The 14,577-nt window shown below is 60.1% G+C and carries 14 protein-coding genes; 10 read left to right on the plus strand and 4 right to left on the minus strand.

What is annotated here, in order from left to right; genetic code table 11:
* Positions 1–42: 42 nt before the first annotated feature.
* On the plus strand, positions 43–249 hold the full coding sequence (locus tag BCM02_RS32340) for a hypothetical protein (protein ID WP_148933259.1): 207 nt from the start codon (positions 43–45) through the stop codon (positions 247–249).
* A 356-nt stretch (positions 250–605) separates the two neighbouring features.
* Here BCM02_RS32340 and BCM02_RS36435 read toward each other — a convergent pair whose 3' ends face one another.
* Positions 606–731: a hypothetical protein gene (locus tag BCM02_RS36435; RefSeq protein ID WP_281288269.1), complete on the minus strand. Its 126-nt coding sequence runs from the start codon at positions 729–731 to the stop codon at positions 606–608.
* A 371-nt stretch (positions 732–1,102) separates the two neighbouring features.
* Here BCM02_RS36435 and BCM02_RS32345 point away from each other — a divergent pair, with 371 nt between their 5' ends.
* The 8 genes from BCM02_RS32345 (at position 1,103) to BCM02_RS32380 (ending at position 10,689) form a co-directional block, all read left to right on the plus strand.
* A complete protein-coding gene (locus BCM02_RS32345; RefSeq protein WP_148933260.1) occupies positions 1,103–2,440 on the plus strand; it encodes an ABC transporter substrate-binding protein in 1,338 nt (445 codons plus the stop codon).
* A gap of 33 nt (positions 2,441–2,473) precedes the next feature.
* On the plus strand, positions 2,474–4,288 hold the full coding sequence (locus BCM02_RS32350) for a cache domain-containing sensor histidine kinase (RefSeq protein WP_148933261.1): 1,815 nt from the start codon (positions 2,474–2,476) through the stop codon (positions 4,286–4,288).
* On the plus strand, positions 4,285–5,925 hold the full coding sequence (locus tag BCM02_RS32355; RefSeq protein WP_148933262.1) for a response regulator: 1,641 nt from the start codon (positions 4,285–4,287) through the stop codon (positions 5,923–5,925). The genes BCM02_RS32350 and BCM02_RS32355 overlap by 4 nt, the downstream gene beginning before the upstream one ends.
* Positions 5,926–5,964: 39 nt before the next feature.
* On the plus strand, positions 5,965–7,563 hold the full coding sequence (locus BCM02_RS32360; RefSeq protein WP_148933263.1) for a glycoside hydrolase family 3 protein: 1,599 nt from the start codon (positions 5,965–5,967) through the stop codon (positions 7,561–7,563).
* 259 nt (positions 7,564–7,822) lie between these two features.
* Complete coding sequence (locus BCM02_RS32365; RefSeq protein WP_148933264.1) at positions 7,823–8,272, plus strand: MarR family winged helix-turn-helix transcriptional regulator; 450 nt, start codon at positions 7,823–7,825, stop codon at positions 8,270–8,272.
* Positions 8,273–8,507: 235 nt separating this feature from the next.
* Positions 8,508–9,458 carry a ring-cleaving dioxygenase gene (locus tag BCM02_RS32370; protein ID WP_148933265.1) on the plus strand — a complete coding sequence of 317 codons (951 nt, stop codon included), beginning with the start codon at positions 8,508–8,510 and terminating at the stop codon, positions 9,456–9,458.
* Positions 9,455–10,078, plus strand: coding sequence for an alpha/beta hydrolase (locus BCM02_RS32375; protein ID WP_148933266.1), 624 nt, complete (start codon positions 9,455–9,457; stop codon positions 10,076–10,078). The genes BCM02_RS32370 and BCM02_RS32375 overlap by 4 nt, the downstream gene beginning before the upstream one ends.
* A complete protein-coding gene (locus tag BCM02_RS32380) occupies positions 10,075–10,689 on the plus strand; it encodes a flavin reductase family protein (RefSeq protein ID WP_148933316.1) in 615 nt (204 codons plus the stop codon). Before BCM02_RS32375 ends, BCM02_RS32380 begins: the two co-directional genes overlap by 4 nt.
* Before the next feature lie 73 nt (positions 10,690–10,762).
* Here BCM02_RS32380 and BCM02_RS32385 read toward each other — a convergent pair whose 3' ends face one another.
* From BCM02_RS32385 to yfbR, 3 genes are all read right to left on the minus strand, one after another.
* Positions 10,763–11,392: a TetR family transcriptional regulator gene (locus BCM02_RS32385; protein WP_148933267.1), complete on the minus strand. Its 630-nt coding sequence runs from the start codon at positions 11,390–11,392 to the stop codon at positions 10,763–10,765.
* Between the two features lie 85 nt (positions 11,393–11,477).
* Positions 11,478–11,951 carry a hypothetical protein gene (locus BCM02_RS32390; RefSeq protein ID WP_148933268.1) on the minus strand — a complete coding sequence of 158 codons (474 nt, stop codon included), beginning with the start codon at positions 11,949–11,951 and terminating at the stop codon, positions 11,478–11,480.
* 306 nt (positions 11,952–12,257) lie between these two features.
* A complete protein-coding gene (gene yfbR, locus BCM02_RS32395) occupies positions 12,258–12,881 on the minus strand; it encodes a 5'-deoxynucleotidase (protein ID WP_148933269.1) in 624 nt (207 codons plus the stop codon).
* Between the two features lie 101 nt (positions 12,882–12,982).
* On the opposite strand from yfbR, the gene BCM02_RS32400 reads away from it, so the two are divergent.
* Positions 12,983–14,530 carry a fumarate hydratase gene (locus tag BCM02_RS32400; RefSeq protein WP_148933270.1) on the plus strand — a complete coding sequence of 516 codons (1,548 nt, stop codon included), beginning with the start codon at positions 12,983–12,985 and terminating at the stop codon, positions 14,528–14,530.
* Positions 14,531–14,577 lie beyond the last annotated feature (47 nt).

The raw sequence follows: 14,577 nt of genomic DNA on the forward strand, positions 1-14,577 counted from the left end.
TCTCGATCCGGGACGCGGTTGGCGGGGAATGAGGGACTAAAGATGGAAAACGGTAAGGGAGACAATAACACGCTCAAAGAACGGGACGAACGCCAAGCGGCGCTGTCCGGGCGCAAGCCGGGCAGCGAAGCGCCGGAGTTGCTCGCGCCGGACGACGGTCCCGATGACGTCGCGCCGCATTGGCGGTCGTTCTACCGCGCGGTGCGGCAGTCGGTCTCGGACATGCGCGAGAAGAACGGTCAGGCGTAGGGGAATAGACAAGGCGAAACGGCTGGCGACGTCTTGGGCGGCGATGCGCGTTTCATAATAACGCTTGAATTTCAAAAAAGGACGATCCGCGTCAGTCGGATCATCCTTTTTTTTGCGACGGGCAAGAGATGGACAACCTGAATAAGGTCAACCGCATGTTCGCCGCCTTCGCGGCAAGGCGAAGACGGGTTCTACATGCGGCATCCGCCGCTCTCGTCGAATACACACCGAACAAACCATAGCGCCGCGCCGCTTTGCCCGGAACTTGAGAACGGGCCGCTTCACGATGCGCCGGTTGTCTGGTACAGTAGAAGCACAATGAAGCGTCATGGGGCTAGAGACGCATTACACGATGCTTAGTCGTTCTTGCTGCTCGGCTTCTGTACCGCCGTATCGTCCGACAGTTTGTCGCCGAACTGGTCCAGACGCGACGGGCTGGCCGCCGGTCCGTTGTTTTTCGGTTTGTTATTGCGTCCTGACATGTCTTCACCTCCCGCTCTCATAACATGGGCGGGTTGGGCGGCTTTCATGCAACAAAGACCATTCCGGCGGGCAAATGATCCTGCGCGAATCAATCAAGAAGAGGTGGTTGAACCATGGGCATCCGTAGAAATGTGTCCCCTCTCCGGTTTATTTTGTCCTCTTGCTTCGCGGCCTCCGCCGCTATAATGAAAGTGGAAAGGGATCCGGGGCCGGGGAAGGCGCTAGCGTTAGCCGAGGAGCCCGCATTCGGCCGCGATAGTATGAAAGCGCATGCTTTTACACTTCTGCCTATTCCGCGGATGCTGCCGCACGCAAGCTTTGTCGGCGCGCGGGCCGGCATACCGGGACGATCAAACAGGAGGTCTCATTCATGAACAAACGGTATACAGCCATGACCGTCATCTCGGTTGCCGTCGCAACGGCGTTCGCCGGCTGCGCGTCCGGGGGGACGAATGAGACCGGCACGGACTCTCCCGGCGGGAATACGGTGTACAACGACGTCAATCTGACGCTGCGTCATACGCAGATCAAGGAATCGAGCAAGGTCAGGCTCAAAATTCTTCAGGACGTGGTGGCGAAGACGGAAGCGGACAATCCGGGCTTGAAATTCGAGCTCGAGGGCATCGACGAAGTCGTCAACCGGGACCAGAAACTGAAGGCCGAGATGGCCGCAGGCAATCCGCCCGATATCTTCGAGGTATTCGGCGGCGCGGATCTCGCGTTATACGTCAAAGCCGGACGAATGATGGATTTGACGCCGATTATCGAAGAACTCGGCATCCGTGACGACTTCGCGAACCTGGACGAATTCACGATCGACGGGAAAATATACGGCCTTCCGTTCGGCGGCTACTGCGAAGGCGTGTTCTACAACAAAGCGCTGTTTGAGAAGCTTAATCTAACGGTGCCCCGAACCTGGGACGAGCTGCTTCACGTCGGCAACGTGCTCAAATCGGAGGGCATCGTGCCCTTCGCGCAAGCCGCGAAGGACGCATGGGTCGTCGGGATGATGTGGAACACGATCGCGGAGCGGTTCGTCGGCATCGACGCGTTCTACAAGCTGCGGACGGGCGAAACGAAGTGGACCGATCCGGGCTTCGTGAAGTCGTTCGAGGCGTTCGCGCAGCTCGTGGACAAGAAATTTTTCACGGACGGCTCGCTCGGACTCCCTTACGCGGTGCAAGGCACGCAGTTCCTCCGCGGAGATGCGGCGATGGTGTTCACCGGGACGTGGGACGCGAACCGCTTCGTCGGGCCGGAGGCCGGCAAGCTGGACGGCAACATCGGGTTCTTCACGTTCCCGGCGATTCCGGGCGGCCAGGGCGACCAAACGTCGATTAACGGAGGCTATTCGAACGGCTTCGGCTTCTCCGCCAACGTGGGCGAGGATCAGAAGGCGATGATCGTCGCGTTCATCCGAAACTTCTACACGGTCGAGACGCAGAAGCGCACGTTGCTCGAGGACAAAGTGCTGCCCTCGATGCGCATGTCCGATCTCTCCGGCGTCGATCCGCTCATGTCGGAGGTTCAGCGGACGCTGGCGAACGCGTCGTCGGCTTGGAAGGCGTTCGACTCGATCGTCCAGCCGAAAGTGGGCGCCGACCTGGGCGTCGGCCTGCAGGAACTGATCGGCCAGGTGAAGACCCCGTCGGAAGTAGCCGCGCATATTCAGGAAACGCAGCGCATCGCCAACCAAGCGACGCCGTAAGCATGCAGGTTCGTTAGAAGGAGCCGATCGCATATGAACTTAAGAGTGAAGCTGTTCGCCGCCTTCATCGGACTGATCGTCGTTCCCTTGATCGGACTTGGCATCGTTTCCTTTTTGAATTCCGAGCATCTGCTCGAGAAGAAGTACAGCGAACAGACGGAGATCACCTTGAAGGCCGTCGGCGGCAACATCCGCTTCTTCTTCAAGGAGCTGGACCAAATCACCGATGCCAGCGTGACGAACAGCTGGATTCAGGAGCCGCTGAAGGCGAATCTCGGGGCCGAGATCACGAAGCCGCAAGCGCAGATCAAGAAGAACCAGGCGGACAAGGAGCTGACGCGCGTGCTGTTCCAGCATCCGGCCATCAGCATCGTCGTCTTGTACGCGAAGGATAATATGCAGTATCTGGCTTCGCGGAACGATCCGACCACCTTCCGGGCGATCGCGCTCGACCAGCTGCAGGGCCATGCGATCTACGATCAGGTCGTCAAGCGCAACGGTCTTCCGGTCTGGATCGGCCCTTACGAGGAGCAGGGGCTGACCGGGGACGACGTGCCGCTGTTCACCCAGATGCGGCTGGTGAAGGATACCGAATCATTCAACGACTTGGGCGTCATGGTCACGCAGTACAAGACGGACGAGGTGGACCGGATGCTGCAGGATTTCACGCTGTTCGGCGACGACCATACGTCGCAGACCCGGTATTTGATTCTGAACAAGAACGGCTTGGTCATGCTCGACAGCGAGTATCATCTGGAAGGGAAATCGATCGCGGAACAAACGGATTTGCAGGTGAACACGGCCGCGGGGTACATGAGCGAACGCGCCAGGTTCAGCGGCCAGGACGTCCTGTTCTCCGCTTACAATCTCGACCGCAGCGGATGGGTGCTCGTCTCGGTCAAATCTTGGGAATCGCTGACGAACGAGAATATGCGATTTCTCCAGTGGATCGGCGGAATCACGCTGCTCTGTCTGCTCTCGGCGGTGCTGTTCAATATGCTGTTCGTCAACCGCATCGCCAAGGCGATCATCCGCGTCGTTCGCAAAATGCGCCTCGTGGAGCAGGGGATGATGGATACGCGCGTGACGGCGCACGGCCGCGACGAGACGGTGCTGCTGGCGCGTTCGTTCAACAGTATGGTCGAGACGATCGGCCGGCTGCTGCGGGAGGTACGCCACGAGCAGGAGCGCAAGCAGCGCGCCGAGATGATGCTCATGCAGGCGCAGATCAAGCCGCACTTCCTCTTCAACACGCTGGAGTCGATCAACGCGCTGGCCGCGCAGAACGACGGCCGCAAGGTGATGCTCATGGTGCGGCGGCTGAGCAATCTGCTGCGCACGAGCATGCATCAGGCGGAGGTCATTACCGTCCGGCAGGAAATCGAGCACGTGCGCAGCTACCTGGAGATTCAGGATTACCGCTTCGAAGACGTCTTTACGTACGAGCTGGACATCGCGGACAACGCGCTCGAATTCACGATTTTGAAGCTGTCGCTGCAGCCGCTCGTCGAGAACAGCATCCAGCACGGTTTCGAGGGACTTACGGAGCTCGGGATCATTACGATCTCGGCCGAGGTGATCGACGGCGCGGTCGTGTTCATGGTACGGGACAACGGGATCGGGATGAGCGAGTCGTCGCTGCGGAAGCTGAACGGCATGGAGAAGGAGAATCAAGGCGCGCCGACTCTCGGCGAAGGCGAGCGCAACGGGCTTGGCATGCGCAACGTCGCCGACCGGCTGCGCATCCATTACGGTCCGGCTTACGGCATGATCGTCTGCAGCTGGCCGGGGTACGGCACGGTCATACGAATCACGATTCCGCGAATACGGGGTGAATGGATAGGATGACGCAGAACAACAGAGTGCTGCTGGTAGATGACGAGCTGCATATTACGCGCAACCTAGAGAAGGTCATTCCGTGGGAAATGCTAGGCCTCGAGGTAGCAGGGACGGCGAAGAACGGCGTCGAAGCGCTCGATTTGCTGGAGCAGAACAAGGCGGATTTGATTTTGTGCGATATCCGGATGCCGGTGATGGACGGACTGGAGCTCGTGCGCCGCATTCGCGAGCAAGGGCTCGATCTGGACGTCATCATGCTGACCGGCTATCAGGACTTTACGTACACGCGTGCGGCGATCCAATTCGGGGTCAAGGATTACGTCCTGAAGCCCATTCCGTACGACGAGCTGACCGGCGTCATCGCCCGAGTCATGAACGAGCAGCGGGCCAGAAGACGCAAGGCGAAGGACGAGGAGCGTAAAATCGGTCAGATGATCGATATGGCGAACGAGAAAATTTTATACGACGTGCTGATGGATTACACGGTGATCACGTCGGACAGCCTGCTGATGGCGGGCGTGGAGGGACAGATCGACAATCCGGCATACACGGTCATCGTGCTCGACCTGAACGTCGGCTCGGAGGACGCCCAGGATTGGCGCGAATGGACGGCCAAGGAACGGAAAATGTGGAACTACTCCATCATCTCCGTGCTTCGTCGGACGCTGCAGAAGACCGCGTTGCCGCATGCGGTCATCCAGACGCGCGACGGCGAGTGGTGCGTGCTCATCCAGAACGCCGGCGAAAAGCTCGGTCAGGAACAGATGGCGGAATGGACGCGCCACCTGCTGGGCGCGGTCCGTCAAGAGGCCGCGCACAAGCTGAACGCGGGGATATTCGCCAGGCAAGCGGCGTTGACGGATCTGGCGGTCGCCTACAAAACGGTGCAGCGCGGCATGCAGCTGGCCGTCGGCGGAGACGGCCTCGCATTCTTCGGCGGCGAGAAGAGCGCGGCGGTCGAGCCGGAGCGCGTCATGTGGGATACGGCAGAGCGGCTCGTCGGCGGGTTGAAGCGCGGCGATCCGGATAAGGTGAACGACGAGTTAAGCCGGCTGGCCGACCAGATGCAGCACGCCGGCGATATTCCGACCGAGCGGCTGGGGGCGATGCTGCACTTCGTGGCGCTGCACTTGATGCGGGAGCTGAAGGAAGCGGGCCTGCTGCCGCGCGATCAGGAAGAAGTATTCTGGCGCAAGCTCGACGGCCGCTTCTGCGTCAAGGATCTCATGGCGGCGATCCGCCAGGCGTCGAGCGTCGGGGTTGCCCGGTCGACCGACAAGCGCAAGCATTCGCACCGTCAGATGGGCGACGCGAAGGCGTTCATCGACCGCAATCTGTTCCGCGATCTGAGCGTGGAGGAGGCCGCTTCCTTCGTTGGCCTCAGCACCTCCCACTTCAGCTTGCTGTTCAAGCAGACGTATGGGGAGACGTTCATCGAATATGTGACGCGCGAGCGGATGGAGCGGGCCAAATCGCTGCTCGCCGAGACGGCGCTCAGCGTCTCGCAGATCGCGAAGGAAGTCGGCTATGCCGAACGACGTTATTTTACGAAAGTGTTCATGAAATACACCGGACAGAACCCGTCCGAGTTTCGCACCTCCCGGCAGGGAGGGCAAGCAGCCGAGAATGAGCCTGGCGATCTGTAACGAACAGTTCCGACGCAGGACAAGGGAGAGAGACCGACGATGACGCAAGACGTAAGCAAACTGAGTTTGAAAGAAAAGATTGGCCAACTGTTCGTATTCGGCTTCCAGGGATACGAGCCGGCTCCGGAAATATTGGATTTAATCGAGCGCTATGGCGTAGGCGGCGTGATCTACTTCACGCGCAATATCGCCGATGCCAAACAGGTGCACCAGCTGTCGCAAAGCTTGAACGAAGCCAGCCGGAAGGCCGGCCGCGTGCCGATGTTCATCGCGATCGACCAGGAAGGCGGCATGGTCGCCCGTCTGGTGAAGGGCATAACGCTGACGCCCGGCAATATGGCGCTAGGCGCCACGGGCGACGCCGAAGCGGCGGGCGATACCGCGCGCATCAGCGGCGAGCAGCTGCGCGCGGTCGGCGTGAATTTGAACTTCGCGCCGGTCGTGGACGTCAACAACAACCCGGATAATCCGGTCATCAACGTTCGCTCTTACGGCGACAACGCCGAACTGGTAAGCGAATTCGGCCTTGCCGCGGTGCGGGGCTACCAGAGCGCGGGCGTCTCGGCGACGGTGAAGCATTTCCCGGGCCACGGCGACACGAACGTCGACTCGCATCACGCGCTCGCGCTGCTGGCGCATGACCGCGCGCGGCTGGAGGAGATCGAGCTGGTGCCGTTCCGCAGAACGGCGGGAGACGCCGATTTCGTCATGACCGCGCACGTCGGCTTGCCGGCGCTCGATCCGTCCGGCGTGCCTTCCACGCTGTCGAGGCCGATTCTGAGCGGCCTGCTCCGCGAGGATATCGGCTACCAGGGCATCATTATCACGGACTGCCTGGAGATGGACGCGATCGATAAGAATTACGGTCCCGGCCGAGGCTCGGTCATGGCGCTGCAGGCGGGCGCGGACATGGTGCTCGTCTCGCATACCCCGGCCAAGCACCGCGAGGCGCTGGCGGCGGTCGAAGCGGCGGTCGCGAGCGGCGAGCTGTCGGAGGAGCGGATCGACGCGTCCGTGAAGCGGATTCTGGCGGCGAAGGCGAAGCGCGGGCTGTATGAGCCGCTGAAGCCTTGGGCGGAGATCGAGGCGAGCCTCGATACGCTAGAGCAGCGCCGGAGCGTGGAGAAGTGGAGCGAAGCGTCGGTAACGCTCGTTAAGAACGAAGGCGGCCTGATACCGCTGCGCAACGAAGCGAAGACGCTCGTGCTCTGGCCGGAGATCGTCGCGGTATCCGTCGCCGACGAGATGCTCTCCGAGGACGGGACGCTCGGCGCGAGGCTGGCGCACCGTCTCGCCGACGTGACCGAGCGCAAGGTGACCGATCCCGACGCGCTCGAGGGACTCGAGCAGTTCGAGCAAATCGTATTCGTCAGCTATGACGCGGCGAAGTTCCCGGCGGAGCGCGTCATGGCCGCCAAGCTCGCGGAGCTGGCGCCGGATCGCACGGTCGCCGTCTCGGTGCGCAATCCGCTCGATCTGCTGCTGTTCCCGGACGTGAAGGCGTTCCTGGCCGTCTACGAATGCCGTCCGCTCGCGCTGGAGGCCGCGGCCAAGGCGCTGACGGGGGAGCTTGCGCCGGTAGGCCGGCTGCCGCTGCGCATCTCCGAGCAATATCCGCTCGGGTGGCGCTGGCAATAACAGAGCGCGTATTCATCGGCATTATTTAGAAGGAAGAGCCGCAACCTCGTCGGGAACGATAAGGGTACGGCTCTTTTTCATTAGAAGAAAGCGCTTGGCAGGGCGGCGATCTTCGCTGGTTCGTGAACGGAGGAATGAGAGGAAACGATTCGGGAAACAATTTAAGCAAGAGGTGTTGACAAAGCTTTTAAATTGCGTTATCTTTAATTCGAGATAATTAAATCCAAAGCAAAGCAGCGGGAAAGGAGCGGTGGAAACGATGCCGATCGAACTCGATGACGAACAAGCGGTGTCGCTCAAGCTGTTCGTCGTATTGTCCAAAGCCTACAAGACGCTAATGGATCAGGCGATGAAGGACATGAAGCAGCACCATCTGTCGCCGTCGGAATTTACGATTCTCGAAGTGCTGTACAACAAAGGACGAATTCCGCTGCAGCAGATCGGGAGCAAGATTCTCGTCACGAGCGGCAGCGTCACCTACAATATCGACAAGCTCGAGAATCGCGGACTGCTGAAGCGGGTTCCTTGTCCGGATGATCGGCGCGTCACGTTCGCCGAGATCACCCAAGCGGGAACCGAGCTGTTCGATCGTATCTTTCCACCGCACGCGGAAGTCATACACGGATTGACGGCAGGGCTGGACAGCGAAGAGAAGCGATTGATGACCGAACTGCTTAAGAAGCTTGGCAAGGGCAGCGGCGCCGGATAGACGCATGTCGGTAAGGCCAGACAAGGCAGCGGGCAAATAAGGCTGCTTTCCACTGGCCTAATATCTTAAATCAAAGATAATGAATATTGAAGTTCAAGGAGGCGGCGGATAATGTCAATAGAGAAGAAATCTTAACGGTAGACGGATTTGCATAGTTAGCAGTTGACACTAAACTGCTTTTACTTGAAATACAAACTAAACAAGGCTCATTGGAGCCCCAAAGGAGCGATTTTTTATGACTCTTCGTACATCCGGTATCCACCATATCACCGCATTTGCCAGTGATCCGCAAGCGAACGTCGATTTCTACGCAGGCGTGCTCGGTTTGAGACTGGTCAAAAAAACGATCAACTTCGATGCGCCTGAAGTGTACCACCTCTATTTCGGCAACGAGAACGGCAGCCCCGGCACGATCATCACGTTCTTCCCGTGGCCGAACTCCCGCAGAGGCCGGATTGGCGGCGGTCAGGTCGGGACGACGACATACGTCATTCCGGAAGGAACCCTCGGCTTCTGGGCGGAGCGGCTTGCGAAACTCGGCGTGAAAGCGGAGCAGACCGCTCGCTTCGGCGAAACGTTCCTCCAGTTCGTCGATAATGAAGGCTTGCAGCTGGAGCTGGTGGAGCGCAGCGAAGGCGAACCTAGCCAATGGTCGTTCGGCGGCGTACCGGCCGACAAAGCGATCAAAGGCTTCGGCGGCGCGATTCTGTACAGCGTCAACCATGCGCAGACGGCGGATGTGCTCGTGAATGTCATGGGACTTGCTAAAGTCGGCGAGGAAAATGGCTACGCCCGCTTCCAATCCGACGGGAATCTCGGTAACATCATAGATGTTCGGCTGGAAAATATGGCCTGGGGCGCGGGCGGCGCGGGCACCGTTCACCATATCGCATGGCGCGCGAAAGATTTCGAGGAGCACGAAGCATGGCGGGAACAGGTAGCCGGCCACGACCTCGGCCCGACGCCGATCGTAGACCGTCAATACTTCAATGCCGTTTACTTCCGGGAAGGCGGCGGCATCCTGTTCGAGATCGCGACCGATCCTCCGGGCTTCGCCCGCGACGAGGCGCCGGAGACGCTCGGCGAGAAAGTGATGCTGCCCGAATGGTATGAGCCGCACCGTGCGGCAATCGAAGGCAATCTGCTGCCAATTCAAGTACGCGTATTGGAGGGTGATGAACAATGAGACATATTTTCGAACCGGGAACGGACGCGAATGCGCCGACGCTGCTGCTGCTTCACGGCACGGGCGGAACGGAACGGGATTTGCTGGGACTCGGGCGGATGATTTCGCCCGCTTCTCCGCTGCTCAGCGTCAGAGGTAACGTGCTGGAGAACGGCATGCCGCGGTTTTTCCGCCGGCTGGCTGAAGGGGTGTTCGATATCGAGGATCTGATCGCTCGCACGGAAGAACTGAATCGCTTCTTGGACGAAGCCGCCGCCCAGCATGGATTCGACCGCGGCAACGTCGTCGCGGTCGGCTATTCCAACGGAGCGAATATCGCGGGCAGCCTGCTGTTCCATCACGCGAACTCGCTGCGCGGCGCGATCTTGCATCATCCGATGGTGCCGCGGCGCGGCGTGGAGATCCCGTCCTTGAACGGCGTGCCGGTGTTCATCGGCGCCGGTACGAACGATCCGATCTGCACCCGTTCCGAATCGGATGAGCTGATCTCGCTGCTGGAAGCCGCGGGCGCCGCCATAACCGCGCATTGGGAGCAGGCCGGCCATCAGCTGACCCGCACCGAGGCGCAGGCGGCGGCGGAATGGTTCCAGGCGTCCTTCGGCGCCGGTGTCGGTCGATGATTACGATCGATCCGGCGCTCCATAGCGAACGCGACGTCTACAAGCTGATGATCGGCAGCGTCGTCCCTAGGCCCATCGCCTGGGTGACGACGCTCTCGGAGAACGGCGTGCTGAACGCCGCGCCGTTCAGCTACTTCTCCATCGTCTCGAGCAATCCGCCGCTGCTCGGCGTGTCGGTCCAGCGCAAGGGGGGCGAGATGAAAGACACCGCCCGCAACACGATCGCCAGGGGCGAGCTCGTCATCCACATCGTCGACGAGGATAACGTCGCCCAGGCGAATGCGACGGCCGCCAGTCTGCCGCCGGAGGAGAGCGAAGCGGAGCTTGCCGGCTTGACGGCCGTACCGAGCGAAGCGATCGCGGTTCCGGGTCTCGCCGAAGCCAAAATCCGGATGGAGTGCGTGCTGGATCAGGTCGTGCCGCTGAGCCGGCCGGGCGAGACGGAACCGACGGGCGATCTGCTCATCGCGCGCGTCGTCCGGTTCCACGTCTCGGAGAGCGTGTACCAGAACGGACGCATCGACGCCGGCAAGCTGCAGCCGGTGAGCCGGATGGCCGGTCACGACTATGCGTCGCTAGGCCGATTGTTCTCCATAGACCGGCCTACATAACCGCAAATCCCCTGCCAGCGCCTAAAGGCGTGCGGCAGGGGATTTTTTGTTGTATGCAGGTTTGAGGCTCGTCTTATTCTGCCCGGTTATCGCTTTGCACCATGCGATCAAACAGCGATATTAGCTCGTCGCTGTAGGCTTCCAGGTCGACGGTGTCCGTCAACTTCTTATTGAACATATATTCGCCGATCGCGCCCTGAATCACGGAAGCCATGACCTCCACGTTAAATGCGCGGAATTCCCCTCGCGTCTGTCCTTCGACCAGGATACGCTGCAGTTCGGCCGCGAGCGGATCTTCGTCGTCATCGCCGATTTTATAATACGGGACATTGTCCGGCGTTCGCGAATGGAAAATGATTTCGATCAGCGCGGTGCTGTGTCTAGGACGGGTAGCCTGGTAGGCGAGACTGGCGGCAATATAGGTGTGCAGCTTCTCTATGTTCGAGGATGCCCCGCCCGTTCGCTCCAGGACGTAACCGGCCGAATCGCCGACTAGCGCCATCAGCGTGTAGTCCATCAGTTCGTTCTTATCCCTGAAGTGATAGGAAATGAGCGCCGTGCTGATGCCGGCCCGTTTGGCGATTTGCGCAAGGCTCGCATTCGCGAACCCGATTTCGTCGAGCGTCGTGATGGCCGCGTCGACGATCTGGGCGCGCCGGGCTTCCGTAATGAACGATTGCTTCTCTTCGGTCTTCTTGCTCATGGGTAATTTCCTCCCCCGACAGCGGAGCATGCTTCATGAATCGCGGCCTCCGGGGGCAACCTTCGGCGTGCATGCGGCTAGTCGGTCATTTCGAGTTCGATTTGGCTTTCTTGCTCCATTTTACGAGCTGAATGATGGCGATGACAACTGCAGCGTTAATCGCGATTTTGAGCGGACTGGCTTCAATGTGTTCGGGCATGCGGTCGAATATCGAACCATCGAACAACCGGCCGACCAAGAAGACGACGACGATCAGCAGGCGGAGCGCGAAAACGACCGGAATCATGCCGAGCGCCATCTGAAACAACGGCTTGCCGTGCTCGCTTCGCGCGAGAATGAGCGGAGAAGCCGCTAGCGCCATAATGCCGCCCAGCGCCATGAGCGCCGGCTGGATCCAGCCGTACCAAGGAAGATCGCCGGCTTGCCAATTGTCGGCGTAGAAATACCAGACGGCCCCTAGGGCGATAATGCCCGCGGCTGCGCTTAACGCCGCGAACCACTTGCGGTCCGAATCCTTAACGAACGTGGAACTTGCTTTCGAATCTTGTGAATCGTTCATGTTCATTTCCCCTTTGCTGGCGATTGTTGATGCTTCCTCGGACGACAACGCGACGACGGTTTGGATGAGGGTTCAATGATTTGGTTGGTCGGGTAAATTGTAAATTGACTTTGTAATCATAAAACTGATTACTCGATCAAATTATAGTCTGGGCGAACAATAAATGTCAACGGCACGCAAAAAAATCCCCGAAAAACGGGCAGATGCCCATTCTTCGGGGATTTCGTTTCACGAAACGCGCGCCGCAGCTTAGACGGCGCCAACGGTTTCACCTTGGCTTGCGGTCTTCCGCGGCGGGATGGCGGTTCACTCGCCTTCGGACAATTCGTCGAGCGTCTTGCTGAAGGCGCTGGCCATATGATCGAGGAACCATTCGGTCTCCTGCATGCCCAATTTGGCGAGCGACTGTTCGATTTGACCTTTGGCCACGGCGAATTCGCGGTTGCCGGAGGACAGCTCGGACAGGCACTTGATATAGGCGTCGAGCAGGTCGGCCGCCTTGACGATGCGCCGCAGCTCCAGCTCCTCCGCATCGTGCGTCGCCGCATCCGGCGCGTGCTGGGCGAGCTCGCGCAGCAACGGCTCGTAGGCGGCCTTCAGCGGGTCCGGCACCATGCCCATCAGCCGCTCGCCGGCCATTGCCTCGAGTTCCCGGAAATTCGAGAGCATGCGCGGGTTGTGATGCTTGACCGGCGTCGGGATATCTCCGGTGAACACTTCGGTTGCGTCGTGGAATAAGGCGATCGTCGCCGCGCGGTCGGCGTTCAGCGAGCGGCCGTACACGCGGTTGCCGATCTCGCACAGCAGGTGGGCGAGCAGCGCGACGTGATAGGAATGCTCGGCGACGTTCTCGCGCGTCGTGTTGCGCATGAGGCTCCATCTTTTTATATATCGCAGCCGGTACAGGTAAGCGACAAAGTGATTTTCCAAGCGCGTTCTCTCTCCCTTGCGGATGGTTCTCCTATCGCGGAGGTCTATGCTATTATAGTATTATACCAGTTTTACGAATAGAGAGAGGAGCACCATCGTTTATGCAACATTTTGAAGAGAGCGTTTACAAGCTCATCGTCGAAACCTCCACGAACCTGCCGGGCGACGTCCGCAAGGTGATTCAGGCCGCGCAGGAAGCGGAAGACCGCGCCACGCGCGCCGGCTTGTCCCTGTCCACGATCGCGACGAATATCGAGATGGCCGAATGCAACGTCTCCCCGATTTGCCAAGATACCGGGATGCCGACGTTCGTCGTGCATACGCCGGTCGGAGCGAATCAGATCGTCATGAAGAAGCTGATTCGCAGCGCGATCGCGCGGGCGACGAAGGACGGCAAGCTGCGCACGAACTCGGTCGATTCGCTGACGGGCGCGAACACGGGCGACAACCTCGGCCCCGGCACGCCGGTCATCCACTTCGAGCAGTGGGAGAACGACGATATCGATATACGCTTAATCCTCAAAGGCGGCGGCTGCGAGAACAAGAACATTCAGTACAGCCTGCCGACCGAGCTGGAAGGACTGGGCAAAGCGGGACGCGATCTCGACGGCATCCGCAAGTGCATCATGCACGCGGTGTACCAGGCGCAGGGCCAAGGCTGCAGCGCGGGCTTCATCGGCGTCGGCATCGGCGGCGACCGCACGACCGGCTACGAGCTGGCCAAGCAGCAGCTGTTCCGCCCCGTCGACGACGCGAACGACATTCCGGAGCTGGCGCAGCTGGAGGACTACGTGCTGGAGCATGCCAACAAGCTCGGCATCGGCACGATGGGCTTCGGCGGCAACGTGACGCTGCTCGGCTGCAAAGTCGGCGTCATGAACCGCCTGCCGGCGAGCTTCTTCGTCTCCGTCGCGTATAACTGCTGGGCATACCGCCGTCAAGGCGCGCTCCTGAACGCGGAGACGGGCGAGATCAACTCGTGGATCTACCCGTCCGGATCGGATACGCCGATGAAGCACGCCGGAGCGGACGAGGCGGCCGCCGCGGTGTCAGCGCAAGCCGAACGCCGCGAGGTGGTGTTGAACACGCCGATCACCGAAGAGCAGATCCGCTCGCTCAAGGTCGGCGACGTCGTCATCATCAACGGCGAGATGCATACCGGCCGGGACGCGCTGCATAAGCATCTGATGGACCACGACGCGCCGGTCGACCTGAACGGGGCGGCCATCTATCATTGCGGCCCGGTCATGCTGAAGGACGAAGCGGGACAATGGCACGTGAAGGCGGCCGGCCCGACGACGAGCATCCGCGAGGAGCCTTACCAAGGCGACATCATCAAGAAGTTCGGCATCCGCGCGGTCATCGGCAAGGGCGGCATGGGACCGAAGACGCTGAAGGCGCTTCAGGAACACGGCGCGGTGTACTTGAACGCGATCGGCGGCGCGGCGCAATACTACGCTGAGTGTTTCAAGAACGTCAACGGCGTCGACTTCATGGAGTTCGGCATTCCGGAGGCGATGTGGCATTTGCAGACCGAAGGGTTCGCCGCGATCGTCACGATGGACTCGCATGGCAATAGCTTGCACGCCGACGTGGATAAGGATTCGTTCGCGAAGCTGGCCGAATTCAAGGAGCCGGTGTTCAAATAAACCATCCGCCGCGGCGATGGCCCAAGTCTAGACATAAATGAGGGATG

This window comes from Paenibacillus methanolicus (genome assembly GCF_008124765.1).
In the GTDB taxonomy this organism is placed as follows: domain Bacteria; phylum Bacillota; class Bacilli; order Paenibacillales; family Paenibacillaceae; genus Paenibacillus_Z; species Paenibacillus_Z methanolicus.

What these genes read in the sequence shown, in the direction of transcription:
- BCM02_RS32385 (WP_148933267.1), bottom strand. Translation starts at nt 11,392, where the DNA reads ATGAGCAAGAAGACCGAAGAGAAGCAATCGTTCATTACGGAAGCCCGG.
- BCM02_RS32375 (WP_148933266.1), top strand. Translation starts at nt 9,455, where the DNA reads ATGAGACATATTTTCGAACCGGGAACGGACGCGAATGCGCCGACGCTG.
- BCM02_RS32340 (WP_148933259.1), top strand. Translation starts at nt 43, where the DNA reads ATGGAAAACGGTAAGGGAGACAATAACACGCTCAAAGAACGGGACGAA.
- BCM02_RS32380 (WP_148933316.1), top strand. Translation starts at nt 10,075, where the DNA reads ATGATTACGATCGATCCGGCGCTCCATAGCGAACGCGACGTCTACAAG.
- BCM02_RS32360 (WP_148933263.1), top strand. Translation starts at nt 5,965, where the DNA reads ATGACGCAAGACGTAAGCAAACTGAGTTTGAAAGAAAAGATTGGCCAA.
- BCM02_RS32345 (WP_148933260.1), top strand. Translation starts at nt 1,103, where the DNA reads ATGAACAAACGGTATACAGCCATGACCGTCATCTCGGTTGCCGTCGCA.
- BCM02_RS32400 (WP_148933270.1), top strand. Translation starts at nt 12,983, where the DNA reads ATGCAACATTTTGAAGAGAGCGTTTACAAGCTCATCGTCGAAACCTCC.
- BCM02_RS36435 (WP_281288269.1), bottom strand. Translation starts at nt 731, where the DNA reads ATGTCAGGACGCAATAACAAACCGAAAAACAACGGACCGGCGGCCAGC.
- BCM02_RS32355 (WP_148933262.1), top strand. Translation starts at nt 4,285, where the DNA reads ATGACGCAGAACAACAGAGTGCTGCTGGTAGATGACGAGCTGCATATT.
- BCM02_RS32390 (WP_148933268.1), bottom strand. Translation starts at nt 11,951, where the DNA reads ATGAACGATTCACAAGATTCGAAAGCAAGTTCCACGTTCGTTAAGGAT.
- BCM02_RS32370 (WP_148933265.1), top strand. Translation starts at nt 8,508, where the DNA reads ATGACTCTTCGTACATCCGGTATCCACCATATCACCGCATTTGCCAGT.
- BCM02_RS32350 (WP_148933261.1), top strand. Translation starts at nt 2,474, where the DNA reads ATGAACTTAAGAGTGAAGCTGTTCGCCGCCTTCATCGGACTGATCGTC.
- BCM02_RS32365 (WP_148933264.1), top strand. Translation starts at nt 7,823, where the DNA reads ATGCCGATCGAACTCGATGACGAACAAGCGGTGTCGCTCAAGCTGTTC.